Genomic DNA, 23181 nt, shown 5'->3' with positions numbered 1-23181 from the left:
ACCGGCTCAAACAACAACGCAAGGCCGGACACTTCCCGTCCATAGCTAAATAATCACTGGTTCAAATTTACTTTGCGCAATCCTGCGCGAAGTGGCTCAAATTCCAAATGCGTTTGACACCCGCTACCAGCTTGGTTTAGGTCGTGCTCCCTGGTAGGGCTTATGGGCCGTGAAATTGGGCGGTTGCTTGCTCGGCACTCCGGAAGCCATCAATGCCTGGGCCCGCCTGCCCCAGGCTCTAGGGCAAGTGCCCCATTGGTACTTTAGGATTTTATCGTTTTCGGCATAAATAGCCGGTTTGCTATCAAACTCAAGCAGGTGTTAGCATTTTTGCACCCACTGAATTATCATTTTCACGTATTATTCCTTCCTGAGTATCATTTTTTGGCTCTCATTAGGGAATTCGACAATGCAAGTAGGCTTCAAGGCACTCGCCGACCGCTACGGTATCGTACTTGCACAACCCCTGCGCGTCGAATCAGTGATCGGCACGACACGCGTGAGTCGCGAGAGCGACGGATATGTCGAGAACAAGTACCCCGCCAGCTACCAGCCAACGGATGACTTCACGGGACATTTCGAGTTTGGACTCAAGTACGAAGAAATTCATCTTGAGTTTTTCGCCCGTCTGTTTGCGGCTATTGGCCCGGAGTCCATCGAGGCCTGGTGCCGACAAGCGCCTTTCGGCCAATATGCCCGCCGCACCGGATTCCTGTACGAGTGGCTCACGGGGCGGCATCTGGATGTGCCAGATGTTACCAATGGCGGCTACGTCGATGCCATTTCGTCGCAGCAGTACCTGACCCGCGTTAAGCCACTGCGGATACGGCGCTGGCGCATCAACGACAACTTTCCTGGCGTGCCGGGGTTTTGCCCCATGGTTCGCCGTACCGAGGCCGTACAGGAAGCGCTGCAATTTGACTTGGATGCCGCACTGCGCGAGCTGAACCAGGCCTTTGGCGCCGACATCCTGATGCGCACGGCCAGTTGGCTGACGTTCAAGGAATCGCGTGCGAGCTTTCTCATCGAGAAAGAAGCAGACAAGGCCGACAGAATCCAGCGGTTTGCCCATGTGATCGCCAAGTACTGTGGCCATATCGAAGATCCGCTGAGCCATGACAGCCTGCACACCTTGCAAGCAGGTATTTTGGGCCATGATGCCGTCGGACTGGGCCTGCGGCGCTCACCCGTCTTCGTGGGGCAGGCGACCATGCACGAGGATATCGTGCACTACATTGCCCCGCAATATGAGACGCTGCCGCAACTGCTCGATGGTCTGAAAGCATTCGAGTTGGCAACACGGGGCGCCGAGCCATTGGCTCGAGCCGCGGTACTTGCCTTCGCGTTTGTTTATATACATCCCATGCGAGATGGCAATGGCCGGATCCATCGCTTCCTGATCAACGACACCCTGATCCGCGATAAGGCGGTACCGGATGGCGTGATCCTGCCGGTGTCGGCCACCATCACGAGTTCGATCGATTTTCGGGCGCGCTATGACCGTACGCTGGAAGTGTTTTCGCGGTCATTCATGCAACGCTACGCCACGTCCTACCGATTTGGTGAGCTCGTTGTCTACGAGGATGGTACCCAGAGCAATCTGGCCTTCGATAACTACGACGACGCGCAATTTGCATGGCGCTATCCCGACTTGACCGAACACGTCCTGTACACGGCGCAGGTCGTTGCGCATACGGTTCGCACCGAAATGGCGGATGAGGCCCGTGTGCTGACCATCTTTCAACGGGCTCAGGAGCGGCTCAAAGAGGTGCTGGAAATGTCGGATCAGGATGCGAGCCGCGTCATTCGCTCGCTCAAGGAAAACGGCTGGCAGGTATCTGGCAAGCTGAAGAAAGCGTATCCACAGCTGGACAACGCCCATCGGGCAGAACGTGTTGTGGAAGCTGTGCGCTCCGCATTCGAAGAACGGGCAGCGGGTGCCGACGAAGAGTGATGTTCGATTTCGCGCTGACTCCAGGCCCAGTATCCGGTTTAATCTGAATTAATGCAGGTAGGCCGATAGGCACGCTTTATCTCTTGCTGAAGATCAGCTAACTGTTTGTGCTTACTGAACTTGGTATCGAGCCAAATATCACCCCGCCTGGTGCTGGACAGGCATGCTGCTGCTTGCAACCTCATCCAGATAATCTGCCCAAATCTGCCTCAACTTTGATTTCACCCAAAGAATGTCATTAGCTTGTCCGCTATACAGCTCCATCAAGAAGCGGCAACTTTAACGGCCAAGCCAATGAGAAGGGCGCCAACCGCGCGATCAAACCATTGCAGATGACCGCGAAGCCACTTGATGACCTGAGGAGAAGAAAACATAGCGGCGACCAAGCTGAACCAAAGCAAGGATTCATTTACAAGAAAAGCCCATGACGCGAATATATGGTTAACGCTTGACAGGGCTTTCCCCCCTTCATTTGCAGGGTGCCTGCAAGCGGGATTTCTTATAGCATGGGGCAAGACCGATCTTGATGGCTTGCGCATCTCATGCATTCGTTTACACGTACACATTGCCGCTCATTCAGGGTGTTTGGGCTGAGCCTGGGCATCATGGCCCTCTTTGCCTTGTCGGGTTGCGCCACCATGTCCGAAGGCGAATGCCTGACCGCAAACTGGCTCGACCGAGGGTATAAGGATGGCCGCCGGGGTTATCCGGCATCGCGTGTGGTGGATCACCGCGAGGCTTGCTCCGGCGTGGGCGTCGCACCCGATATCACGCAATACCGCAAGGGATACAGCCAGGGTATTGCGCAATACTGTACGCCTGCCAATGCGGTTGCTGAAGGCAGGGCCGGGCGTTCTTACGGCCATGTTTGCCCGGCGAGGCTGGAAGGTCGATTTCTTACTTATTACCGCCAAGGGCGGGTTGCCTACGACGCGCAGCAGCGGGTGGAGCGACTCAATCGGCAATCTCGTGAGCTGCAGCGCGAGCTGGACGACGAAAAAGAGAAGGATGCGCGCCGGCGCTTGCGTAACGAGCTTCGGGATCTGGATCGTCGCCTGAGCCGGGCACGCGATGAACTGGCTGAGTTCGACCGACGCCTGCCTTATCGCTGAACGCTGGCCTGGTTAGCGCACTTTGATAATGGCTCGACCCAGCACGGCGCGTTGACTGACGTCCAGGTAGCGTACCTCGTAGTCGCCCGGCTCTTCCGGCATATTGAACTCAAGCGCCTTTGCCTCGTTGATCTTCTTGGCATCGATCCAGGTGAAGTCGGCCTGATCCTTCGAGGCCAGCGCCACGCGCTGATCCTTGCTGTCGGAACCGCCCGTCCAGGACATCGTGACGGCCTGGCTGGGCGAGGCCTGCGCCGGAACTGTCAGCACAGCGCCAGAGCTCAGCGCGGAATCGGCGGCAACGACTTCAAGGTTGTGTCGGGCCTGTACGCTGCCGTCTTGGTCGAGCACATAGCGAATTTCATACAAACCAGGCTGCCTGGGCGCTTTCAAACTGATTTTCAATCGGCTGTCGACGCGCTTCCTGCCGTCCAGCGTTTTGTCCGGAGAGCCAGCCGGGGCGATGACGACCATGTCACGAGGATTGATGGCCGTGGTCCAGGACACGTCCACAGCCGCGTCCGCCCGCACGACATCGGGTCCGGTGATGGCCTGTTGGGCCGTCGTCACTTCCGCTGGCGCAGTGGCCAATGTTTTGCCGCCCTGGCTGAGCACATAACGCACTTCGTACAGGCCGGGCTTGCCAGGAGCGGTCAGTTGTCCCTTCAGCGCACTGTCTACGCGGATATAGTTGGTGAGTTTGCCCTCGGGAGACCCAGCGGGCACGATCTGTACCCAGTCGCGGCTGTTCAGGGCCGATGTCCAGGAGACTTCGAAGCGGGCGCCGGCAGTAAGCTGACCGGGTGCGCTGATGCCCATTTCGGCTTCGACCACTTCCACCGGGGCACTGGCCAATGTCTTGCCGCCCTGACTGAGCACATAGCGTACCTCGTACAGACCGGGTTCACCGGGAGCGGTCAGTTGTCCCTTCAGCGCGTTCTCCACGCGGATATAGCTGGTTAGCTCGCCCTCGGGCGTGTCGACCGGCACGATCTGTACCCAGTCACGGCTGTTCAGGGCCTTGGTCCACGACACATCAAAGCGCGTGCCCGTGATGGCCTGTTCCGGCGCGTTGACCTGCACGGTGTATTCGGGTTCCGCCGCCGGCGGCTCGGGAGCCGGCTCGGGCTCTGCCTTTTTTTGCGTTACCTTGGCCTGCACTTGCCGCAGTGCGTCTTGCAGTTCGTCCGCATTACTGGCCGGTACAAAGATGCCGCCCGTGTTCTTGGCTATGCAGGAGAGCGCTTCGTTGCCTTCTTGATCCAGGTCGAAGCCCACCACGTGGGCCTTGAAGTCCACGCCTTTTTCTTTCAGCTCGGCGGCGACGGCACATGGGTCGCCGTGGCAGGACTCCAGCCCGTCGGAGATCAACACCACGGTGGCGTTGTGGTCGCGGTATTGCAGCACGTCGGCGGCCTGCTTGAGCGAGGCCGAAATGGGCGTCTTGCCCTTGGGTGTGATGGCGTTGACGGTGTTGATGAAAGCAACGCGATCGACTCGCTGCGGTTCAATCATGGTTTCGATGTCGCTGCAACTGCCCGCGCTGCGGTGGCCGTAGGCGATGAGTCCCAGGTTGGTTTCTTCGGGCCAACTCTTGACTAGTTCGCCCATGACCTTGCGCGCCGTGACGATCTTGTTGACGCCATCGACCTGGCCCCACATGGAGCCCGAGGCGTCGTAGACGATCAGTACGTCGTCGGCGGCTTGCGCGGCCGATAGCGGCAATGTACTGGCGGCAACGCCAGCGGCAAGGAGCAAGGCAGGCAGTCGATTCATGGAGCGACTCCGGGTGGCGAGTATGGGCTTACTGCGACTGCTTCATGAGTTGCTTCATCATGTCGCCCATGTTCACGGGCTTGGCCGGTAACTCAAATGCAGCGGGAGCGGGTGGGGTGTCGGCGATGGATTGCACTACCATGTCGTCGCCCATCCGCAGCAAACCTCTCTTGTCTTTTGGTAAGGCGTTTTTGAATTCAGCCACCCTCTCGGCGCCTACCATGGCTTCCGAGAGGGCAAGATACGCCGCGGTCATTTCAACGGCTAGTGGATCACTGGTGAACACGGCCTGTACGGTCTGGCTTTTGCCCTTGTTGTCGGTGGACGTCAACTCATACACATCGCCGTCTAGGCCGGCCACGGTTTCTTTTTTTCCGGTTGCTTCGATGGATGTGATGCGCATCGCCAGCGGCGAGGCCTTGCCGCCTTCCTCGCTGTTAGCCATTTCGCCAAAACCCTGCATCATGCCGCCGATTTCCATCACCGGCGGCATGCCTCCTGCCGCTTCAGTGCTCACCATGTACGCTTTGCCATCACGCGCGATCATGTAACTGCCGTCGGTCGAGGGCATGTCAAAGCGTATGGTGTTGCTGTTCAGCCAAGACATGGTGTTGCTTTCGCCGTCGGTGGTTATCGTTGCCGTGCCGGCGGCCCAGGCGCAAAGCGGGCCAAGCGCGATCGTCAGCAGTGCGGCGTGCAGGGCCAGGGATAGATGGTTCATAGGTGGCTCCGTGGGGCAATTGAATATAAAACGGCAGTTTCCATTTACTTCAGACGCTTGAAGAGGGTCTCGGCCAACTGCAGCGTCTGTTGTTTGCGAGCGGGCATGGTGTCTTGTCTCCATTCCCGATCGGCTTTGATCATGGACTTCACATCACGCTTGCTGGGTATTGGCATGCCAGGGCCGGAATAAGCCTCGATCGTAATGATCGCGGCCCCCTGGCGTGCGACCAGCTTGCCTTCGCCCAAGTCAAATCGTGCTTCGTCGCCCATGGCATCCACGTCTTCAAACTCGATAGGCGTCTGACTGGCGGCACCAATGATCGAGTTTTCAGTCCGTTTGGCGCTGTCGGATTTTTGCGATTTATTGGTCTTGTCGGCGGCGTCCATTTTGTCACGCAGTATTTGCGCGGCTGCGGCCATTTCTTCACGGCTGGCGGATCGCGTCCGCGACTTGAATCTTTTGGCCGCCTTTTCCTGGCTGTCCATAATCTCTATCCGGGCTTCCGTGAAAACGGCGTGATCGGCGCCAGACCATTTGGTCGTGCACATCTGCCGCCGCTTCATCTTCAGTTCGCGTTGCTTGATCTCGGCCTCGGGTACGTCGAACAATTCAGCCACGGTAGCGCCGGGCGTCATCAGGCAAGGGTCGTCGGCCAGCGTCTCCAGATCAATGGCCGTCGCAGGTAGCGCCAGCATAGCCAGTACATATCCCGCCAATGTAGTGCGGATTGTGGTTGTTTGCATGATCGATTTCCCTTGTTGCCACGCCTTGAAAAAAACGTTTAATGCGGCTTTCGCAAGCATGAGTCGAAGCGCGAGCCTTGTCCCCCTTCAAATGAATAGGTTTGGCGAAAGAGTTGGTTGACGCTAATCGTTCTGAGGTCAGACTGTTTGTGCTCCATTGCCTGGCGTGCGGTCGGCGTCACTTCGTCCTTTATTGCCGCCCGGCTCTGTGCACCACTTTCCGGCGCCATTCCGGCCCGGATCCGAGGGAGAGGTGCAGCAACGTCCAGAGCTCTGACACGGCATCATCCATCAGCCCTCGGTGGTGCAGCAGGCCGGTGACACCGCTGTCCTGGCCCGAGACGTTCTTCGATATCCGAAAAACCATCTCGGGTTGCCTGATTGAGGCGCTCTCGCTGGGCTCGGCCTGCCCGCTGCCGCCCGTAGCGTTCAGGAACAGCATCTGTGCCACACGGGGCGGGCCCGGCAGGCCTGCATCATTGGGCTCGCGAAACGCCGCAGCACTCAGCGCCGGTGGCGTGAAAGCATGCCAGGCATCCGATGGGTCAGTGGGGCTGTAGGCGGACAGGCAAGGCTCCCCCAGGCAATCCCGCTTTGAGGCATCAGTTTGATTGAGCTCAGCACGGCTGGCCCGCTCGACATGGGCCCGGTTGCCCTGGACGGAGCCGAACACAAAGCGCCACGCCAGGTTTGGGCCCACGCCAAAAATGCTTTCGGGCGGCCAGAATTCCCGCTCCACATGCCGGATGACATCCTGATAGCGCTGGGGGCCGAGATTGGAGCGCAGCACCTCGATATACTCGCGCGGTGCAGCACTCGCTTGCGACACAGGGGCCAGGTGGTAGCGGATCAGATAGCGGGCATGCGGTAAAGGGCCCTCAGCGCAATCGACCAGCAGGACCGCTTTGGCCAACGCATCCAGATCCGCATCCGGCCGAAAGGCCGATTTGCCCAACTGAGGAAAACGCTGCCGGGTGTAGAAGGCGGCTTCGCTGCAAGACCGGTTGATGTCCGCTTCGATAAAACCGGCGGCCTCGATGAAGGCTGTCGACTGTTGTGCGTGGGCCTGTTGAGCCTCAGGCGGCAGGACCGCAGCGAATCCTTGGCCCGGCACTGTGGCCAGCGCGGCAGCGGCAAGCAGCAGGGTTACAAGCGGGTTCATGATGTTTGGGAGGTCGTCGTTTGTTCTAGATCGCCGGGCGCTTTGCCGGCGGCGCGCATGGCATCATGGGCCTGTTCCTTGAGCGCGCGGAATTTGCCGGACATTTGTTCCAGCCGGGCTTCCCACTCCTGGTCGGGCTGCTGCCCTTCGATGGTCTTGAAATAGACATCCATCAGGCAGGTAATGGCAAAGGGTTCCAACAGCGCGGCCTTGATGCTCCAGGCAAACAGCAGCGCAAAGACAAACGCGCCGGCAGACCAGGCGCCCGGCATCCAATACACCACCAAGGAGGCCGGCGCCAGCATGATCAGAAACACCAGAAAGCTGAACAGGTAGACCATGGCCGCCACCCATGCCGCGTTTTTCAGCATGACCTTGTAGTTTTGGCCATAGAGAATCACAGAGTCCTTTGCTGTCACCCAGGGGTTGGTCGATGCTGTGCGTATCGTGCGGGCCAGAATGACTTCATCGACAAAGCCCACCGCCACCCGCAAAAAAGCATGCAGGATGCCGGATAGCTGTTGCGCGCCAGGCAACGACACAATGGATAAGGCGCCGCGCACCAGGCCGGTAAGCGCTTTGATCACGCCTTTGATGAGTTGGTCCATGGCAAACAGGATGCTGGTTTGGGCGAACCGGGCCTTGACCGCTTCGGACCCATAGCGTATTTGCGATGTGCCTTGCGGTAGCGTTTGGCCGTCCAGCAGAATCACCAGAATGGCGATATGACCAGCTTTGACGAGATACAGCAGGTATTCGCGCGCCCAGTACATGAAAACGCCAAAAACGCCAAAGCCGATAATGCCGCCCCATACGGCGGCGCTTGATTGCGTGCCGGGCCCGCTTAACGCGGCCAGGCCGTAACCCATGCCCGCACCCATGCCGGTCACCAGCACATAGCCCAACGCCACACCGAAATAAACCAGCAGGCGCAAGCCTAGAAACGGCAAAGTATGCATCATGAGTTTGAAGGTTTTCCCGATACTGAAATCCCACATGCCGCTCTCCCCTTAGCTGCGCAAATTCAGGCCAGTCTATTGAGTTTTAGCGCTCAACGCGCCCTTCGTTTGAATGGGGGGCAACCACCAAAACCGCAAACAGAGAAATAGCCTGCCTGAATAATTGTCTTTCCCCCTTCAAATGGATGGGGCCGTGTGAGTTCGTTTGCGGTAGTTTAAATAAGAAACCATGTGTGACCACGCACGCCTGTCTGCCATTTGAAAAATATTCTCTGGGGAAATGCTTGATGAACAAAATCTATTGCAAAGTGTGGAGCAAGGTCCGCAACGCCATGGTGGTCGCTTCAGAACTGGCCCGTGGCGCGGGCAAGGGCAAAAATGGCAGCGTTCGGACATCGGCACGATCCAGGAGCCTGAATACCGTCATTTTGGCGATGGCCCTGGGCGGCGCCGCCGGTATGGCGCAAGCCGCCGACGTGACGGTGGATGCCGACGGCACCACTGAAACATTGAACTCCACAGACACGTATATCAAGATTACAGCCAGCAATGGCGGCATAGTGGACGCCAATGGCAACGCCGCGATGATTTTGGGCAACGACCCATCCAGTGACGGCAGCGCCGTGGTGGTTCTGGAAAGCGGCGCGAAGTTGGTGCTGGACGGCGGCGGTACACTGGGCAATATCAATACGACCAGCGGCTCTCATGGTGTTGACGCGCAAGGGACCAACACCCAGGCAACGCTAAACGGTGTGGCGATATCGACGAAGGGCGACAACAGTCACGCGTTGCGAGTATTGCTGGGTGTGGCAATGAGTGTGACTGACGGTACTGTCTTGACCGAGGGCGAAAACGGGAATGGTTATCAGGTATTGGGGGGCGCGGTAGAAATAACCGGTGGCACGGTTACCACCCAGGGGAAGTCCGCTAGCGGTGTTGTGGCTGATGGTGATGGCATCGTGACGCTGAAGGATGGTGTGGCTATTAAGACTCAAGGCGAGAGCGGCACCGGACTCGTCGCCCGAGGACACAGCGCCATCGATATGTCAGGCGGCAGCATCACCACGGTTGAAAGGGCAGCAATGGGTGTGGAGGCAGATGAGAATTCCATGATCAAGCTGACCGACGGTGTCAATATAACAACCGCAGGCGATTCAGCCACTGGCATCCATGCTCATGGCAGCTCCGCCGTTACATTAAACGATGCAGCTATATCGACCGGAGGTGCTTTTGCATCTGGAATCTTCGCCTACGATGCCGCTGTAGTAACCATGTCTGACGGAGATATCAGCACCATCGGTAATAATGCCTACGGCATCACCACCAAAGACAACGCACAAGCCACCATGACCGGCGGCACGATCACGACAACAGGCCAGGAGAGCCACGGTATCTTGGCTGAGAATGATTCAACTGTCACCCTGACAGATAACGTGGTGATATCAACGACCGATGACGACAGCAGTGGCGTTTGGGTTGCTGATTCTGCAGTGATCAATATCGCAGGAGGAAGCATCAACACAAAGGGAGTGCGCTCCTATGGCGCCTCTGCTGGCGTTGCTGCGGGTAGCGTTCCGATAATTTCCGGTGGAAAAATCATACTTTCCGATGGCGTGGACATCACAACCGAGGGTAACAATGGGTTTGGACTCTACACTCGAGGGCAAGGCATAATCGACATGTCGGGCGGAAGCATCACTACTGATGGACACTATGGTGTTGGTGCATTCTCCAGAGGTAATGGCACTGCCAGGCTGAGCGGTGTCACGATAACAACCACTGGTGCGGCTGCGAAGGGTATCGAGGCTACTCAGAGCTCTACCGTTACGTTAAATGATGTTGAGATATCGACCGAAGAAAACGCTGCGCAGGGAATCATGACCCGTTTGGGCGCCAGCAGCGTGACGATGTCGGGCGGGAGCATCGCGACGCAGGGGAACGGGTCTATCGCCATTGAAATAACCGATGATTCCGTCGTGCAACTGAGCAATAACGTGGCTCTCTCGACCCAAGGAAATAACGCGAGCGGTATCAGCCTGCACAAGAAAGCCGACGTCACCATGACCGGAGGCAGCATCAGCACCCTGGGCAGCAATGCGCACGGAGTGGATGCCATCAACGATTCGGTTGTCGCGCTGACAGGCGTCGACATTGAGACCAGCGGTGATCAGGCCAACGGCATCAGCACCAACTACAACGCGCAAGCCACCATGACAGGCGGCACGATCACGACAACAGGTCGCGGGGCCGACGGGGTTTGGGCTACGAGCAATGCACAGGTGACCCTGAATCACGGCGTTGTGATCAGGGCAGAGGAGGAAAGTGGGCGCGGGATCTATGCGGGATCAAATGCACAGGTAGTCATGACCGGCGGCAGCATCACCACCTTGAAAGACTATGGCGAAGGCCTGCGTCTGCTCAGCAACGGCCACATTACGTTGGAGGACGGTGTAGCGATCCATACCCAAGGCGAAGAGGCCAACGGAGCTCATCTGACGCAGAGCAGCATTCTGGATATGGCTGGCGGCAGCATCACTACCGAAGGCCAGGAGAGCCACGGCATCCTTGCCAAGAACGATTCAACCGTCACGCTAACCGATAACGTGGCGATCAGCACAGAAGGCACACAGGCGGTGGGCATTCGCGCAGCCGACAATGCCAGCGTCACCATGTCCGGCGGCAGTGTAAGCACTCAGGGCGCGCTCTTTTACGACGCTGTCAACGTGACCGACGCCGCCAGCGTGGTATTGAACGATGGCGTGGCCATCTCCACGGAGGGCGATTTTGCGGTGGGCATTTCGTCCAGGGACGACAGTACCGTGACCATGACAGGCGGCAGCATTTCTACAATGGGTGCTCTTGCAGCCGGGACCATGTCTGACAGCAACAGTACGATGACCCTGAACGATGTTGCCATCACGACGGTGGGCGACAGCGCGTATGGCGCATTGGTCAATGATGCTGCGCAGTTGGCGTTGAACGATACCTCCATCACGACCAGCGGCGCCGACGCAACAGGTGTTGTCGCGGTGCAGTTCGCTCAGTTGGCGCTGAGTAACGCCTCTATCACGACCGCCGGCGCGGACGCTATGGGTCTGTCGGTCGAGAACGACGCAAGCGTTCATCTGAATCAAGTCACAATGGATACCGTCGGTGCGTCCATTGGTCGTAATCTGTATTCCAGCGGCCTGACTCCACAACCCATCATCATTGAGAACTCCAATCTGACGCAAAACAATGGTGTGCTCTTGGCGGTGACCGGCAGCAATTTGATCGACCCCACTGTGTTGCAACTTACGAACGGCACGCTGGCCATGGGAGACATTACCGATGTGTCGACCACGAACCGTAACACCCTGGCGCTCTCCAGCGGCTCGCAATGGACCGGCGTCTCGCGTCTTGACGGCAATCTGACGCTCACCGATGCCGGCACGGCCACCCACGGCGGTACGGTGGCGGCGCCGATTCAGATTTCAGGGGACGTCACGGTCAACAATGGCGCGGCCCTGGGCGGCAACCTGAACGTGGGCGGCATGCTCAGCGGCAGCAGCGGCACTCTGCGCCCGGGCAACTCCATCGGCACGCAAACCTTTGCCAGTGCCGGCAGCTTTACGGGCGACTACCACGCCGAGGTCAACGCTGCAGGCCAGTCCGACTTGATCACCGTCACTAGCGGCAATTTTGATTTGACGGGCACGAATCTGTATGTGGACGAAGCCGATGGCAATGGCGGCTACAAATTGGATCACGACTACACCATTGTTAAAACGGGCGACGCCACCGGGATTTCCGGCGTGGCCAACAACGAATTCGCCAATGGCGGTGAGCTGGAGGGCAGTCTGGCCGCGTCCCTGGTGAAGCTCGACCCCGTCATCTACGGCGATGACGTCGTCAAAATCCGCCTGTCCGTGGACGAAGCCAAGCAGTTGACCCTGACGCACAACCAGAATGCGGTCGTGGAAGCGGCGCAAACCAACCCGGCGGTCCAAAAGGCAGTTCAAATGGCCAACTACGCCGATGCCCTGGATCACCTGTCGGGCGAAATTCACGCCAGCACTCAGACCGCCTTGCTGGACACCGGCAATTTGATGCAGCGCACCTTGGTCAATCGCATGCGCGGCAATAGCGGATCGCCTTCCTGCGTGAATACAGAGGGGCCGGATCAGGACGGAGAGCGCAAGGACGCAGCCTGCGGCCTGGATTATCCGCTCTGGGCTCAGGTCGTGGGCAGCTGGAACCATCATGATGGCGACAGCAACACGGCGTCCACCCGCTACCGGCTGGGCGGCCTGTACCTGGGCGGCGACAAGACCTTTGACAACGGCTGGCGCGTCGGCGGGGCGCTAGGCTTTACCGATGGCAAGATCGACGCCGATGACCGCGACTCCAAGGCCGATGTAAAGAGCTACACCGCTGCGCTGTATGGGGGTAAAGGCTGGGCGCTGTCCAAAGGGCAGCTCAACCTGCTGGTGGGTGCGGGCTACACCTACCACGACATTGATACTGACCGCCACACTGATGTGCTGGGCAGCCAGAACCTGAGCGCGGGCTATCATGCCAACAGCACCCAGCTCTTTGCCGAGCTGGGCTATGCCTTGCCGGTATCTGATGCCACTTACGTGGAGCCTTACCTGAATCTGGGCTGGGCCGACCTGCGCACCAAGGGTTTCTCGGAGTCGGGCGGATCGACCGCGTTGCAGGCCGATAGTGATCACAACCAGATCTTCACGCAAACCCTGGGTTTGCGTGGCGGAACTGCGTTCACCGCCGGCAAGACGGATATCAGCCTGCTGGCGGGCCTGGGGTGGCGTCACGCAAGCGGCGACCTGGACGCGACGCGCACCATGGCGTTCAGCCAGGGCGGGGGCAAAAGCTTCGAGATCAAGGGCGCCCCGATCGCGAAGAACGCGGCGGTGCTGGATTTGGGGGCCGAGGCCCGGCTGGGGGAAAACACTGCGCTTGGGCTGTCCTACTCCGGCCAGTTCAGTAGTCAAGGCAACGACAATACAGGATCGCTGTACCTGCGCATGAAGTTCTAGCTTGAGCTCCTGCAAGCGCCCTCGGGTAGCGCCGGGGGCTTGTATGGAGTATGGTGCCCTATATAAGGCGGTCTAGTCTTCGGACTCGCCCGCGCATAATAAATAATGGGAGACAATCATGGTTTTAGTAATGATTGGGAGAGTAGCACTGCGAGCCTGTAGTGCATGGGTGGCCATGTTTTGGCTGGGTATGCCCGCCCAAGCTCTTGCGGAAAATTCCAACGTGCTGCCCGTGGCCAAAGGCAAAATTGTTCTAGAGGTTTATGGCGCCATCCGCAGTACCAATGCCGACGAGGTCGCTCAGTACGACTGGGCTATGCTCCAAGCTTTCCCGCGCGTGCAGATAGAAACACATACGTCCGTCACCGATGGCGTGCATACGTTCGATGGTTTCTTGGTGCGCGATCTGCTTGAGCAAGTGGGCGCTTCCGGGGCTGTCGTGGTGGCGACGGCCTTGAATTATTACGAGATCGAGATTCCCATCGAAGACTTCAATGACTATGACGTTATCCTGGCTTATGCCATGGATGGGAAACGGTTGCGGTCCCGCGAAAAGGGGCCGTTGTGGGTGGTGTATCCGCGTGATGACCACCCGGAGTTGCAGGATATTCGCTACGATTATCGCTGGGTCTGGCAAGTTTTCCGCCTGAATGTCCTATGAAACGGCCACTGCGGCCGCTGTTTGGTGTGGGCTTGCCGCTGCTTGCGATTGTGAGTTTCTTTGTGCTGCTGGCTTATTCGTTGTCGCATCTTTTTGCGATCCAGGCTCGTATGCGGCTCGAAGCCCCCCACAATATGTTGTGGGTCATTTCGCGGGCGCAAGTGGCCAGCTTTCGCCTGGCCAACACAGTGGGCGATCGTGCGACAGGGCAGGTCGACGCAGATGAATTGCAACGCCAGTATCATGTGTTCCTGAGCCGTCTGCATTTGCTCAGACAGGGCCCGCAGCGGCGTCAGGTGGAAGCGTTCGGTTATGCCGACAAACTCGATAGCCTTGCCCAAGGGTTGCCGGAACTGCAAGCGCGCATTGCAGCGTTGCGAGTGCACAGCGATGGCGCTAATGCGCGGGCAGTCGAGCAGCTGCTGGCGCCTTACATTGTTATCCTGGGTCAGGCCGCGACCAAGGCCATGGTGGCCGGATGGGACGGCCTGGGCGGCAAGTTGGATGATGCCCGCGATAAGCTCTGGTGGGTCATCGGCTCGCTGGCCGGTATTCTGCTGGCGGGGATTGCGCTCATCATCCATGCCTTGCTGGCGATACGCCACGCTCACGAACGTACACGGCTGTTGAATCAGGAAAAGGCATTTTCCCAATTGGTGATTGGTTCCAGCGGTGAAAATATTATCGCTGTGGATCTGGAGCGCCGATGCACGGTGTGGAATGCGGCGGCGGAACAGCTGTTTCAGTGCTCGGTCGATATGGCTCAGGGGCGCATGCTGGGCGATGCATCCAGCTTCTTTGAGGTGGAACGTGTTCGACTGGCTGTTGACGAGGCGCTGGTCGGCCATAAGGCCGAGCTGCTCGATCAGCCCTTTTTTTGTGATTCGCACAGCGAAGCTCGTTATGTGGATCTGCGTTGCTTTGCCCTGTATGAAAGAGAGCATATTATCGGCGCAATTCTGCTGATTTTCGATGTGACCGAACGGCACGCCGCGCAACGTGAAATCGCCATGCATCGCGATCATCTGGAAGAGCTGGTGCATGCCCGTACGCAGGAACTCGATGCCGCGCTTGAGCGTGAGCGTGCCGCGGCGGAGCTATATCGAAATTTTGGCACCATGGTGTCGCATCAATTCCGCACCCCCTTGGCGGTTGTGGATTCTTCCCTGCAGCGATTGATACGGCGTGGCGAAAAATTGTCACTGGCCGAGGTGCGCGAGCGCAGCGGCAGGGCGCGCGAGGCCATCAAACGCATGACCAAGCTGATTGAATGCACGCTGGATGCGGGCCGGCTCGATGCCGGGCAGGTCGAAGTTCATAACGAGCTTTGCGATCTGACGTTGTTGGCTACAAGCATCTGTGAGCAGCAGCGCGCCGCCACCTCGGACCAGGTCATTGAACTTACGCTGCCTGAAGAGGGTGTTCCATTCGTCAATTGCGATCCGACTCATGTGGAGCATATTCTTAATAACTTGCTGGCCAATGCCATCAAGTATTCGGATGCGGGAAGCCCTGTGCGTATGGATGTCCGCTGCACTGACGATAAGGTCGAGTGCGCGGTGACCAATCAAGGGACGCTTGCGGGCATTGACGAGGGCGGGCCGGACATGTTGTTTACCCGTTACTTTCGGGGCGACAACGCCAAAGGCCACGCCGGTATTGGCATTGGTTTATATATGGCCAGGGCGTTGGCGCGCTTGCAAGACGGCGATGTACGGTTGGTGCAAGACAGGGACGGGTTCATTACCTTTATTCTATGTTTGCCGCGTGTGGCTGCGCCGTACGCGGCACTGTCTGATAGGACGGAGAAAAGAGCATGAAATTCGCGTCTACGGTGAAACGAAAGCCTGTCATCCTGTGCGTGGAAGACGAGTCGGATTTATTGCGTGACACCGCCGAGGAACTGAGTGAGGCAGGTTATACGCCGCTGCTGGCCAGCAATGGCCACGAAGCCCTGGAACAGTTGCGTACGATACGCCCTGACCTGATCCTGTGCGATATATCCATGCGGGGCATAGATGGTTTTGGCTTGCTGCGTGCGGTACAAGGCATGGCGCCGGACTACGCGGGCATTCCCTTCGTGTTTTTGACGGCGCTTTCCGACCCGCGCGAAGTCGTCGAGGGCAAGCGCCTGGGGGCTGACGATTATCTGGTCAAGCCCATCGACTACGATCTGTTGCTGGCAACGATACAGGCTCGTCTGCGACAAGTCACGCGCATTCATACCGCGCAGCGGGCAAGCATGGCCCACATCGACGCCGACATGCTCGTCGCACGTTTTGGCCTGACCCAGACTGAAGCGCGTGTTGCCGTTGCATTGACCGAAAATAAACAACCGGCCCAGATCGCCGCCGAGTTTGACATTTCGCGCACGACAGTCACTTTCCATCTGAAGAATATCTTCGGCAAAACCGGCGCCACCCGCCAGGCGGAACTGGTGGCGCTTTTGCTCAGATCAGCGGTGGCCGACGCGCCGTAAAGGGCCTGCTGTCATCCCCGCTGTCCGCCTGCCTTTAGAACTTGATTGCAAGATTCGCCTTGACGCCATGATCCCGTGCTGATCCGGCGATCTGTCCGATATATGACAGGCCGAAGGTGGCGTTCGGCGTCAGGTTCAGATCCACGCCGGCTTCAAGCACCGCACTGTCCTTGGCAATGGGCACCCCGGCCACGGTGAATGCGTCGCCAGCCGAGAAGGCGTGGGTGCTTTCAGGTGTGGTGTCGCCAAAGGCATGACGCCAGCCCAGTGTGCCGCGCACGGTAGCCTCTGTGGCGCCCAGGCTCAGACTATGCTCGGCGCGCAGACCCAGCGTCGTAAAGGTGACATCCATGTTCTCGCTGCGGCCTGAAAGCGCCGCAGCACCGCCATCCTCGCTATACCCATCCGTGTGCATAGCCACGTAGGCCAGATTGGCAAATGGCTCTAGGCGGGTATCACCCAGCTCGATGCCGTAGCCCAATTCTCCGAAGACTTGGAAGGTGTTGGCCTTGTAGTCGGCCGATAGGCGATCGCTCAAGCCGGGCATGGAGACTGAACGTTGAGTATCGATGTCGTGCCGGCTATAGGCCGCCCCGGCGCGCACGGCCAGCTTGTCCCAGGTCGTGGCGCCATACAGTCCCAGATGGTAGCTATCGCTCTTGGCCGAGGATTCACGGTCGTGCGCTTTGAAGCTCGAGTGGCTGTACCCCGCCATTACACCCAAGCGCCAGTCGCCCATCTGCCGGTCCGCGCCGATCAGAAAGCCGCCAATGTCGCGATCCAGCGATGCGGCATTGCCGTCACTATCGGTTTTTCCCCAGGAGCCAAAGGCGTGGCTCCAGACCACAGGCCCGGCATGATCTGGGGCCACGGACGTGGACGTACCGTCTGGCCCGGCCGCCCGTACCAGCGCACCGGATGCACCCGGGGCGGCAAAGGCTCCGCGCAGGCGATCAGTGGCCGCATTGCGGATGAACCGGCTGTCTTCGATAAGCGCCGTCTTGACCGAGGCATGGATTTCGCCTGAGAGCGCATCGAAGCTGGCCTGGATCAGAGCGGGATCGTTGGGCAGTTTAGCGATGGCGTCGTAAACGGCATGGCCCGCACCCACGCCGATACTCTCAATCCCCTTGGCTGTGGCTTTCTGGTTATCCGTTATCGCGGCCGAGGCGAAATCACGCTTGTTGCGCTCCAACTCCAGATCGACCGTGCCAGCGCCATAGTTGTAGCTCAGGCCTGGCGTCAGGAATGCGAAATTCGAACTTACATCGTCAAATGCACCGGTGAGCGTGCCGCCTGCCGTCAAAATCGTGTAGCTTGAGTTCAGCTTGTAGTCGCCGGCGTTCCCAACATGGACCACCGAGCCGCCGTTCAGGGTAGCATCGCCGGTGACCTCGATCCGATCACTGTCGGCGCCTTGCGGATCGACCTCGACTTCAAAGCGTGAGCCGGGTTCGAAGACCAGGTCGCCAGCAATCGTCAGTGTGCCGATCGAGTTGCCTGGCGCCAGCGTGCCGCCCGATGCGAGCGTGATCAGCGAGCCCGCACCCGACCCGACGGTGCCCGAACCACCCAGAATCGCGCCGTTCAATACATCGAGCGAACCGCCCAACGCGCCGTTGCCACCGGAGTCGCCGACAATAAGCTTACCGTTTGTAAAGGTTGTGGTGCCGGCAAAGCCGGAGCTATCGCCCGTCAGTTGCAACTGGCCCGTGCCGTTAAAGTCGAACTGGCCATTACCGGAGAGCACTCCACCATAAACCGCATTGCCCGCATCGGCGAAGGACAGCGTCGTTGCGGCGCCATCAAGATGCGCATTGCCTGTAAAACGGACCGCTTCCGTCTGAAGCCCCCCTTGGGCAATTGTCCAGTCCAAAGACGACGTGCCACCCAGCGTGAGCGTACCCGCGCCGTCCTTGGTCATCGTTCCGTTGGCGCCGCCCAGACCGCCGATATCGCCGGCAAAGACCGCATCGCTTGCCTGATCAAAGCTGACCATGCCCGCATTGGCGATGTGGCCCGAGATCGAGGACGTATTGCCAATGAGCGTACCGGCCTCGACTCGTGTATTGCCATAGGCATTGGCACCCGATAGCCTAAGCGTGCCATCTCCTTGCTTGGTCAAGTCACCCGGTCCGGCAACATGACCGGTTAGTGCAAGCTCCGTTGCCGAGGCCACATCGAAGGGGCCGACCGCATTCAGGGTGATGGCCCGATCGCTCACGAAGCTGGCCGTTGTAGCCAGCGTGCCGCCGTTGAACGTGAGCGTACCGCTTGGGGCGCCCAAGCTGGCATTGCTGGACACCGACAGCACGCCAGCATCAATGCGCGTGCCGCCGGTGTAGCTGTTGTCGCCCTGCAGCACCAGCGTGCCTAGATCGCTCTTGACCAACGTAGATGCACCGGTTAGCTCGGAAGCAATGGTGGCCGTCATATTCGACGTCGTACCGTCGCCCACGCGGATGAAGCTTTCGCCGCCCACGCCTTGCAGGGCGATGGCATCGCCTTCGACCCGGAAGCCGTCTGCGGCAAACTGCATGTCGGTAACGCCGATTGCACCGGCCGAATCATCGACCGTGACAAGGCCAGCCGCGCCTTGGAAGACAGCAAAGGACGGGTTGGGGCTATAGCTGCCATTGGCCGAACCATCCACGAGCGTCCAGTTGTTGTCGCCACTGGCCTGCCAGCTTCCCGTACCGCCATCGATGACATGGTTGTTATGCAGGGTTGTATTGCCCCCGTCCCAAAAGCGTAGCTCGCCGGCCGCCGCGCTGCTTACCAGGTTTACCTGATTGGCAACGGAGGTTTGAACCGTCAGGTCAGACTGGTTCACACCGGCAGGGGTCGTACCGATGTCCAGACCGTTGTCGGTCAGTGCACCGGCATAATCGAATACGCGATAGACGCCTGCGCCAAAGCCGCCCGCATTGGCCACGTTAAGCGCGCCGTCCAGGGTCAGGGCGCCGCCCACATCGAATAGGCCACTGGCCGATGGGCTGCCCAACGCGACATTGACGTGGCTGGTGGCATCCATGGCCACATCGCCATCGATCCGTAGTTGCTTGCCTTGTTCACCGGCCAGCACGCCGCCGCCCATGAAAGCGGCATTGCCCGTCAAGGTGCCGTCTCCCGACACCGCGCCGCTGGTTTGCGCGCTAATATCGCCGCCCAGGATGCCGTCAACAATCAGTGTGCCACTCGAAACCGTTGTGGCGCCGGTAAAGCTGGAACTATCACCCGTCAGTTGCAACGTACCCGTACCGTTCAAAGCAAACTGGCCATCACCTGAGAGCTCACCGTCGTAGGCGGCATTGCCCGCATCGACAAAGGTCAGTGCCGTCGCGGCGCCATCAAGATACGCATCGCCAAAGAAGCGGTCCGCTTTGGCTTGAAGCTCGCCTTGGGAAATGGTCCAGTCCAGAGAGGAGGTGTACGGGTAGTGAGCGCCATCCAGCGTGAGCGTGCCCACTCCTTCCTTGACCATCACCCCGTCGGTGCCCAGATCACCCTTGATGTCGCCGGTAAAGGTCGCATCGCTGCTCTGGTCGAAAACGACAGTGCCCGCATTGCTGATATTGCCCGCGATCGAGGACACATTGCCGATCAACGTGCCTTCCACGACTCGTGTGCCGCCATAGTCATTGATGCCTGATAGCCTCAACGTGCCGTCACCGTACTTGCCCAGATTCCCGGACCCGGCGCCCGGACTGGCGATATCGCCGGCCAATTCCAGTTCCGTTCCCGAAGCCACATCGAAACGAGCAGCAAGCGGCATCACAATGTCCCGACTGCTAACAAAGCTGGCCGTTGTGGCCAGCGTGCCGCCGTCTAAAGTGAGCGCACCGCTTGGGTCGCCCAAGTTGGCGTCGCTGGACACCGACAGCACACCGCCTTCAATGCGCGTGCCGCCGGTGTAGCTGTTGTCGCCCTGCAGCACCAGCGTGCCGAAATCGCTCTTGACCAGCGTGGACGCGCCGGTCAGCTCGGAAGCAATGGTGGCCGTCATGCTCGACGCCGTACCGTCGCCCACGCGGATGATGCTTTCGCCGCCCACGCCTGCCAGAGCGATGGCATCGCCTTCGATCCGGTAGCCGTCTGTAGCAAACTGCATGTCGGTAACGCCAAGTGCACCAGCCGAATCGTCGACCGTGACCGTACCCGCCGCCCCCTGGAACACGGCGAAGGACGGGTTGGGGTTATAGCTGCCATTGGCCGAGCCATCCAGGCTCGTCCAGTTCTCGCCGTTGGCCAGCCAGTTTCCGTTGCCGCCATCGACGCTATTGTTGTTATGCAACGTTGTATCGCCTCCATCCCAGAAACGCAGCTCGCCGGTTGCCGCGGCGCTGCTTACCAGGTTTACCTGATTGGTAACGGAGGTTTGAACCGTCAGGTCAGACTGGTTCACACCGGCAGGGGTTGTGCCGATGTCCAGGCCGTTGTCGGTCAGTGCACCGGCATAATCGAATACGCGATAGACGCCTGCGCCAAAGCCGCCCGCATCGGCCACATTAAGCGCGCCGTCCAGCGTCAGGGCGCCGCCCACATCGAACAGGCCATTGGCCGACGGACTGCCCAGCGCGACGTTGACCTGGCTGGTGGCATCCATGGTCACGTCGCCATCGACCCGCAGTTGCTTGCCTTGCTCTCCGGCCAGCACCCCGTTATCTGTAAAGTCCGCGTTATGTGTAAGTTTGCCATCCCCCGTCACCACACCGGCGGTTTTCGCATAGACATTGTCGCCCAGGACGCCATCGACAATCAGCGTACCGCCCGAAACGGTTGTGGTGCCTCTAAAGCCAGAGCTGTCACCGGTTAGCGTGGTGGTGCCGGCCAAATGCTTGACGGCGCGCGTTCCTCCGGAGGGGTTTCCTCCTTTTGTCAGCGCACTGGAGAACTCATAATTCGTATCAGTGTGATTGAAGACGAGCGTGGAGGTACTTATCCAGAATTCAAGTTTTGGGGTGTCCAGGATACCCGCCGCTGTGGCGACATCACCCTCCGCCGCACCAATATTGATCGTGGCTTGCTTGCTGCTGCTCAAGTCTCCGATGCGGATTTCTGGACTGGAGACCCTCCCTCCATCGGCAATGGTCAGCGTGGCTGTTTTTCCGCCACCGATCCCGAGCACGTTGTCAAGGTTCTCCCATACCGATCCGGCACCGGTTACCGTGACCACGCCGGTGGCTAAGCCGGATGAAACACTACCACCATGACTAGTTACCTTGCCGCCGTCCGCAATAACCAGTGTACCCGTACCTGTCCGTCCGACATGCAGGCGGCCCGTATTGTGCCACTCTGATCCCGTGCCGGTAACGGTGACGCTGCCCCTTGTCGCATTGATATCGAAGCCGTGGCTGGTCAGATTTTCGATATCTGAGATATAACCATTATTACTAGAGACCTTACCGCCATTCGCAATCGTTAGCGTACCCTTGCCGGCAGTGCCGACATACAGGTTTTTTTCGTTGTGCCACTCTGATCCCGCACCGCTAACGATGACCTCGCTCTCGCTTTTGTCTCGATATGCGATATAACTGTTAAGGCCGTCAGCTCCCGAGAATACTTTGCCGCCATCCTCAATAGTGAGTGTGGCCTTGCCGTCCCTGCCAATGATAGTCAATTCCGTGTTGTGCCATTCCGAGCCAACGCCGCTCACAATGACCTGGCTTTCGCTGCCTTCCCCGCTTGCCATCAAGCCTGAGGTATTGACAACCTTGCCGCCGCCGTCAATGGTCAACGTGCCATTACCGAGGCTACCGACAGAAAGTTCCCCCCCAAGCGTCCATTTTGAGCTCGGACCGCTAACAGTGACTTCGCTTTCGCTGCTGTCCCAGTTTGCGATTAGACTGCCAGTCGTGATGGAAACGCTAGCGCCATCCGTGATAGTGAGCGTGCCATTGCCGCGATGGCCGACAGTGATGTCGTAGGCGTCAAATTTTGATCCGCTTCCGGTAACAATGACCTCGCCTGTGCTGTCGAGCGCGGACGCAATTGTTATCGCGCCGGTGGCGTCAACGAAACCACCATCCTTAATGGTCAGCTCGCCTGTGCCTTTGGAGCCGACACCAATACTACCTACGTTCCACTTAGAGCCGGTACCTGTAACGATAACCTTGCCATAAGAGCCCTCTTCACGTCCGAGCGTACTGCTTTGATCTACCTGAAGCGTACCGCCATTGGCAACGGTTATCGAGCCACTGCCTGAGTCGCCAACATACAGGTAATAAGGGAACGCCACATGCCACGTGGGCGCACTGGGGAGGTCCGGTTCTGGATTGACATCACCCGCAACGGTTACCGACTGGGCGTGAACAGGTTGCATGCATGCGCTTGCCAGCGTCATGCCCGCCGCCAGTAGCGTAGCCGCCCCGCCCGTAAACCGGGTTGGAGCCATGGCTGTTTTGGATACGCTTGTGCAGGCGCCCCGGCCAGTCGCGCGGCGTTCGCTTCGAGCCCCACCGCCAGACGTTCGCGAACCTGCCAGCTCCGAAACGACAACGAACGCATTGCTGCAGCAGCTCCAGATCACCTTATGAATTTTATTCACGGCCTTATCCCTTTTGACGACATCG

At 58.9% G+C, this 23181-nt stretch carries 13 protein-coding genes; 6 read left to right on the top strand and 7 right to left on the bottom strand.

Annotation, left to right across the window (positions count from 1 at the left end):
- The first annotated feature begins 409 nt into the window (after positions 1–409).
- On the top strand, positions 410–1954 hold the full coding sequence (locus ERE07_RS08145) for a Fic family protein (RefSeq protein ID WP_130008276.1): 1545 nt from the start codon (positions 410–412) through the stop codon (positions 1952–1954).
- A 263-nt stretch (positions 1955–2217) separates the two neighbouring features.
- On the opposite strand, the gene ERE07_RS22345 is transcribed toward ERE07_RS08145, so the two are convergent.
- Entirely contained in the window at positions 2218–2493 is a 276-nt protein-coding gene (locus tag ERE07_RS22345; protein WP_167670775.1) for a LysE family transporter, read from the bottom strand.
- Between the two features lie 3 nt (positions 2494–2496).
- Here ERE07_RS22345 and ERE07_RS08135 point away from each other — a divergent pair, with 3 nt between their 5' ends.
- On the top strand, positions 2497–3066 hold the full coding sequence (locus ERE07_RS08135) for a DUF2799 domain-containing protein (protein ID WP_130008274.1): 570 nt from the start codon (positions 2497–2499) through the stop codon (positions 3064–3066).
- 12 nt (positions 3067–3078) lie between these two features.
- Here ERE07_RS08135 and ERE07_RS08130 read toward each other — a convergent pair whose 3' ends face one another.
- The 5 genes from ERE07_RS08130 to ERE07_RS08110 form a co-directional block, all read right to left on the bottom strand.
- A complete protein-coding gene (locus ERE07_RS08130) occupies positions 3079–4842 on the bottom strand; it encodes a vWA domain-containing protein (protein ID WP_130008273.1) in 1764 nt (587 codons plus the stop codon).
- A gap of 28 nt (positions 4843–4870) precedes the next feature.
- Positions 4871–5563, bottom strand: coding sequence for a hypothetical protein (locus tag ERE07_RS08125; protein ID WP_130008272.1), 693 nt, complete (start codon positions 5561–5563; stop codon positions 4871–4873).
- 44 nt (positions 5564–5607) lie between these two features.
- The gene (locus tag ERE07_RS08120) at positions 5608–6309 is read right to left on the bottom strand and encodes a hypothetical protein (RefSeq protein ID WP_130008271.1); all 702 of its coding nucleotides are present in this window, start codon (positions 6307–6309) and stop codon (positions 5608–5610) included.
- 190 nt (positions 6310–6499) lie between these two features.
- Positions 6500–7471, bottom strand: coding sequence for a hypothetical protein (locus tag ERE07_RS08115; protein ID WP_130008270.1), 972 nt, complete (start codon positions 7469–7471; stop codon positions 6500–6502).
- Entirely contained in the window at positions 7468–8469 is a 1002-nt protein-coding gene (locus ERE07_RS08110) for a hypothetical protein (protein WP_130008269.1), read from the bottom strand. The genes ERE07_RS08115 and ERE07_RS08110 overlap by 4 nt, the downstream gene beginning before the upstream one ends.
- 248 nt (positions 8470–8717) lie before the next feature.
- Here ERE07_RS08110 and ERE07_RS08105 point away from each other — a divergent pair, with 248 nt between their 5' ends.
- The 4 genes from ERE07_RS08105 (at position 8718) to ERE07_RS08090 (ending at position 16609) form a co-directional block, all read left to right on the top strand.
- Positions 8718–13469 (top strand): autotransporter domain-containing protein, encoded by a 4752-nt coding sequence (locus ERE07_RS08105; RefSeq protein ID WP_167670785.1) that lies wholly within the window; start codon positions 8718–8720, stop codon positions 13467–13469.
- 118 nt (positions 13470–13587) lie between these two features.
- The gene (locus tag ERE07_RS08100) at positions 13588–14130 is read left to right on the top strand and encodes a putative pterin-binding protein (protein WP_245153537.1); all 543 of its coding nucleotides are present in this window, start codon (positions 13588–13590) and stop codon (positions 14128–14130) included.
- Entirely contained in the window at positions 14127–15950 is a 1824-nt protein-coding gene (locus tag ERE07_RS08095) for a sensor histidine kinase (protein WP_130008267.1), read from the top strand. The genes ERE07_RS08100 and ERE07_RS08095 overlap by 4 nt, the downstream gene beginning before the upstream one ends.
- A complete protein-coding gene (locus ERE07_RS08090; RefSeq protein ID WP_130008266.1) occupies positions 15947–16609 on the top strand; it encodes a response regulator in 663 nt (220 codons plus the stop codon). Before ERE07_RS08095 ends, ERE07_RS08090 begins: the two co-directional genes overlap by 4 nt.
- Positions 16610–16643: 34 nt before the next feature.
- Here ERE07_RS08090 and ERE07_RS08085 read toward each other — a convergent pair whose 3' ends face one another.
- On the bottom strand, positions 16644–23156 hold the full coding sequence (locus ERE07_RS08085; RefSeq protein WP_130008265.1) for an autotransporter domain-containing protein: 6513 nt from the start codon (positions 23154–23156) through the stop codon (positions 16644–16646).
- Positions 23157–23181: the final 25 nt, after the last annotated feature.

Source organism: Allopusillimonas ginsengisoli (assembly GCF_004153455.1).
Lineage (GTDB): Bacteria > Pseudomonadota > Gammaproteobacteria > Burkholderiales > Burkholderiaceae_B > Allopusillimonas > Allopusillimonas ginsengisoli.
This window is presented reverse-complemented; position numbering and strand designations above follow the sequence as displayed.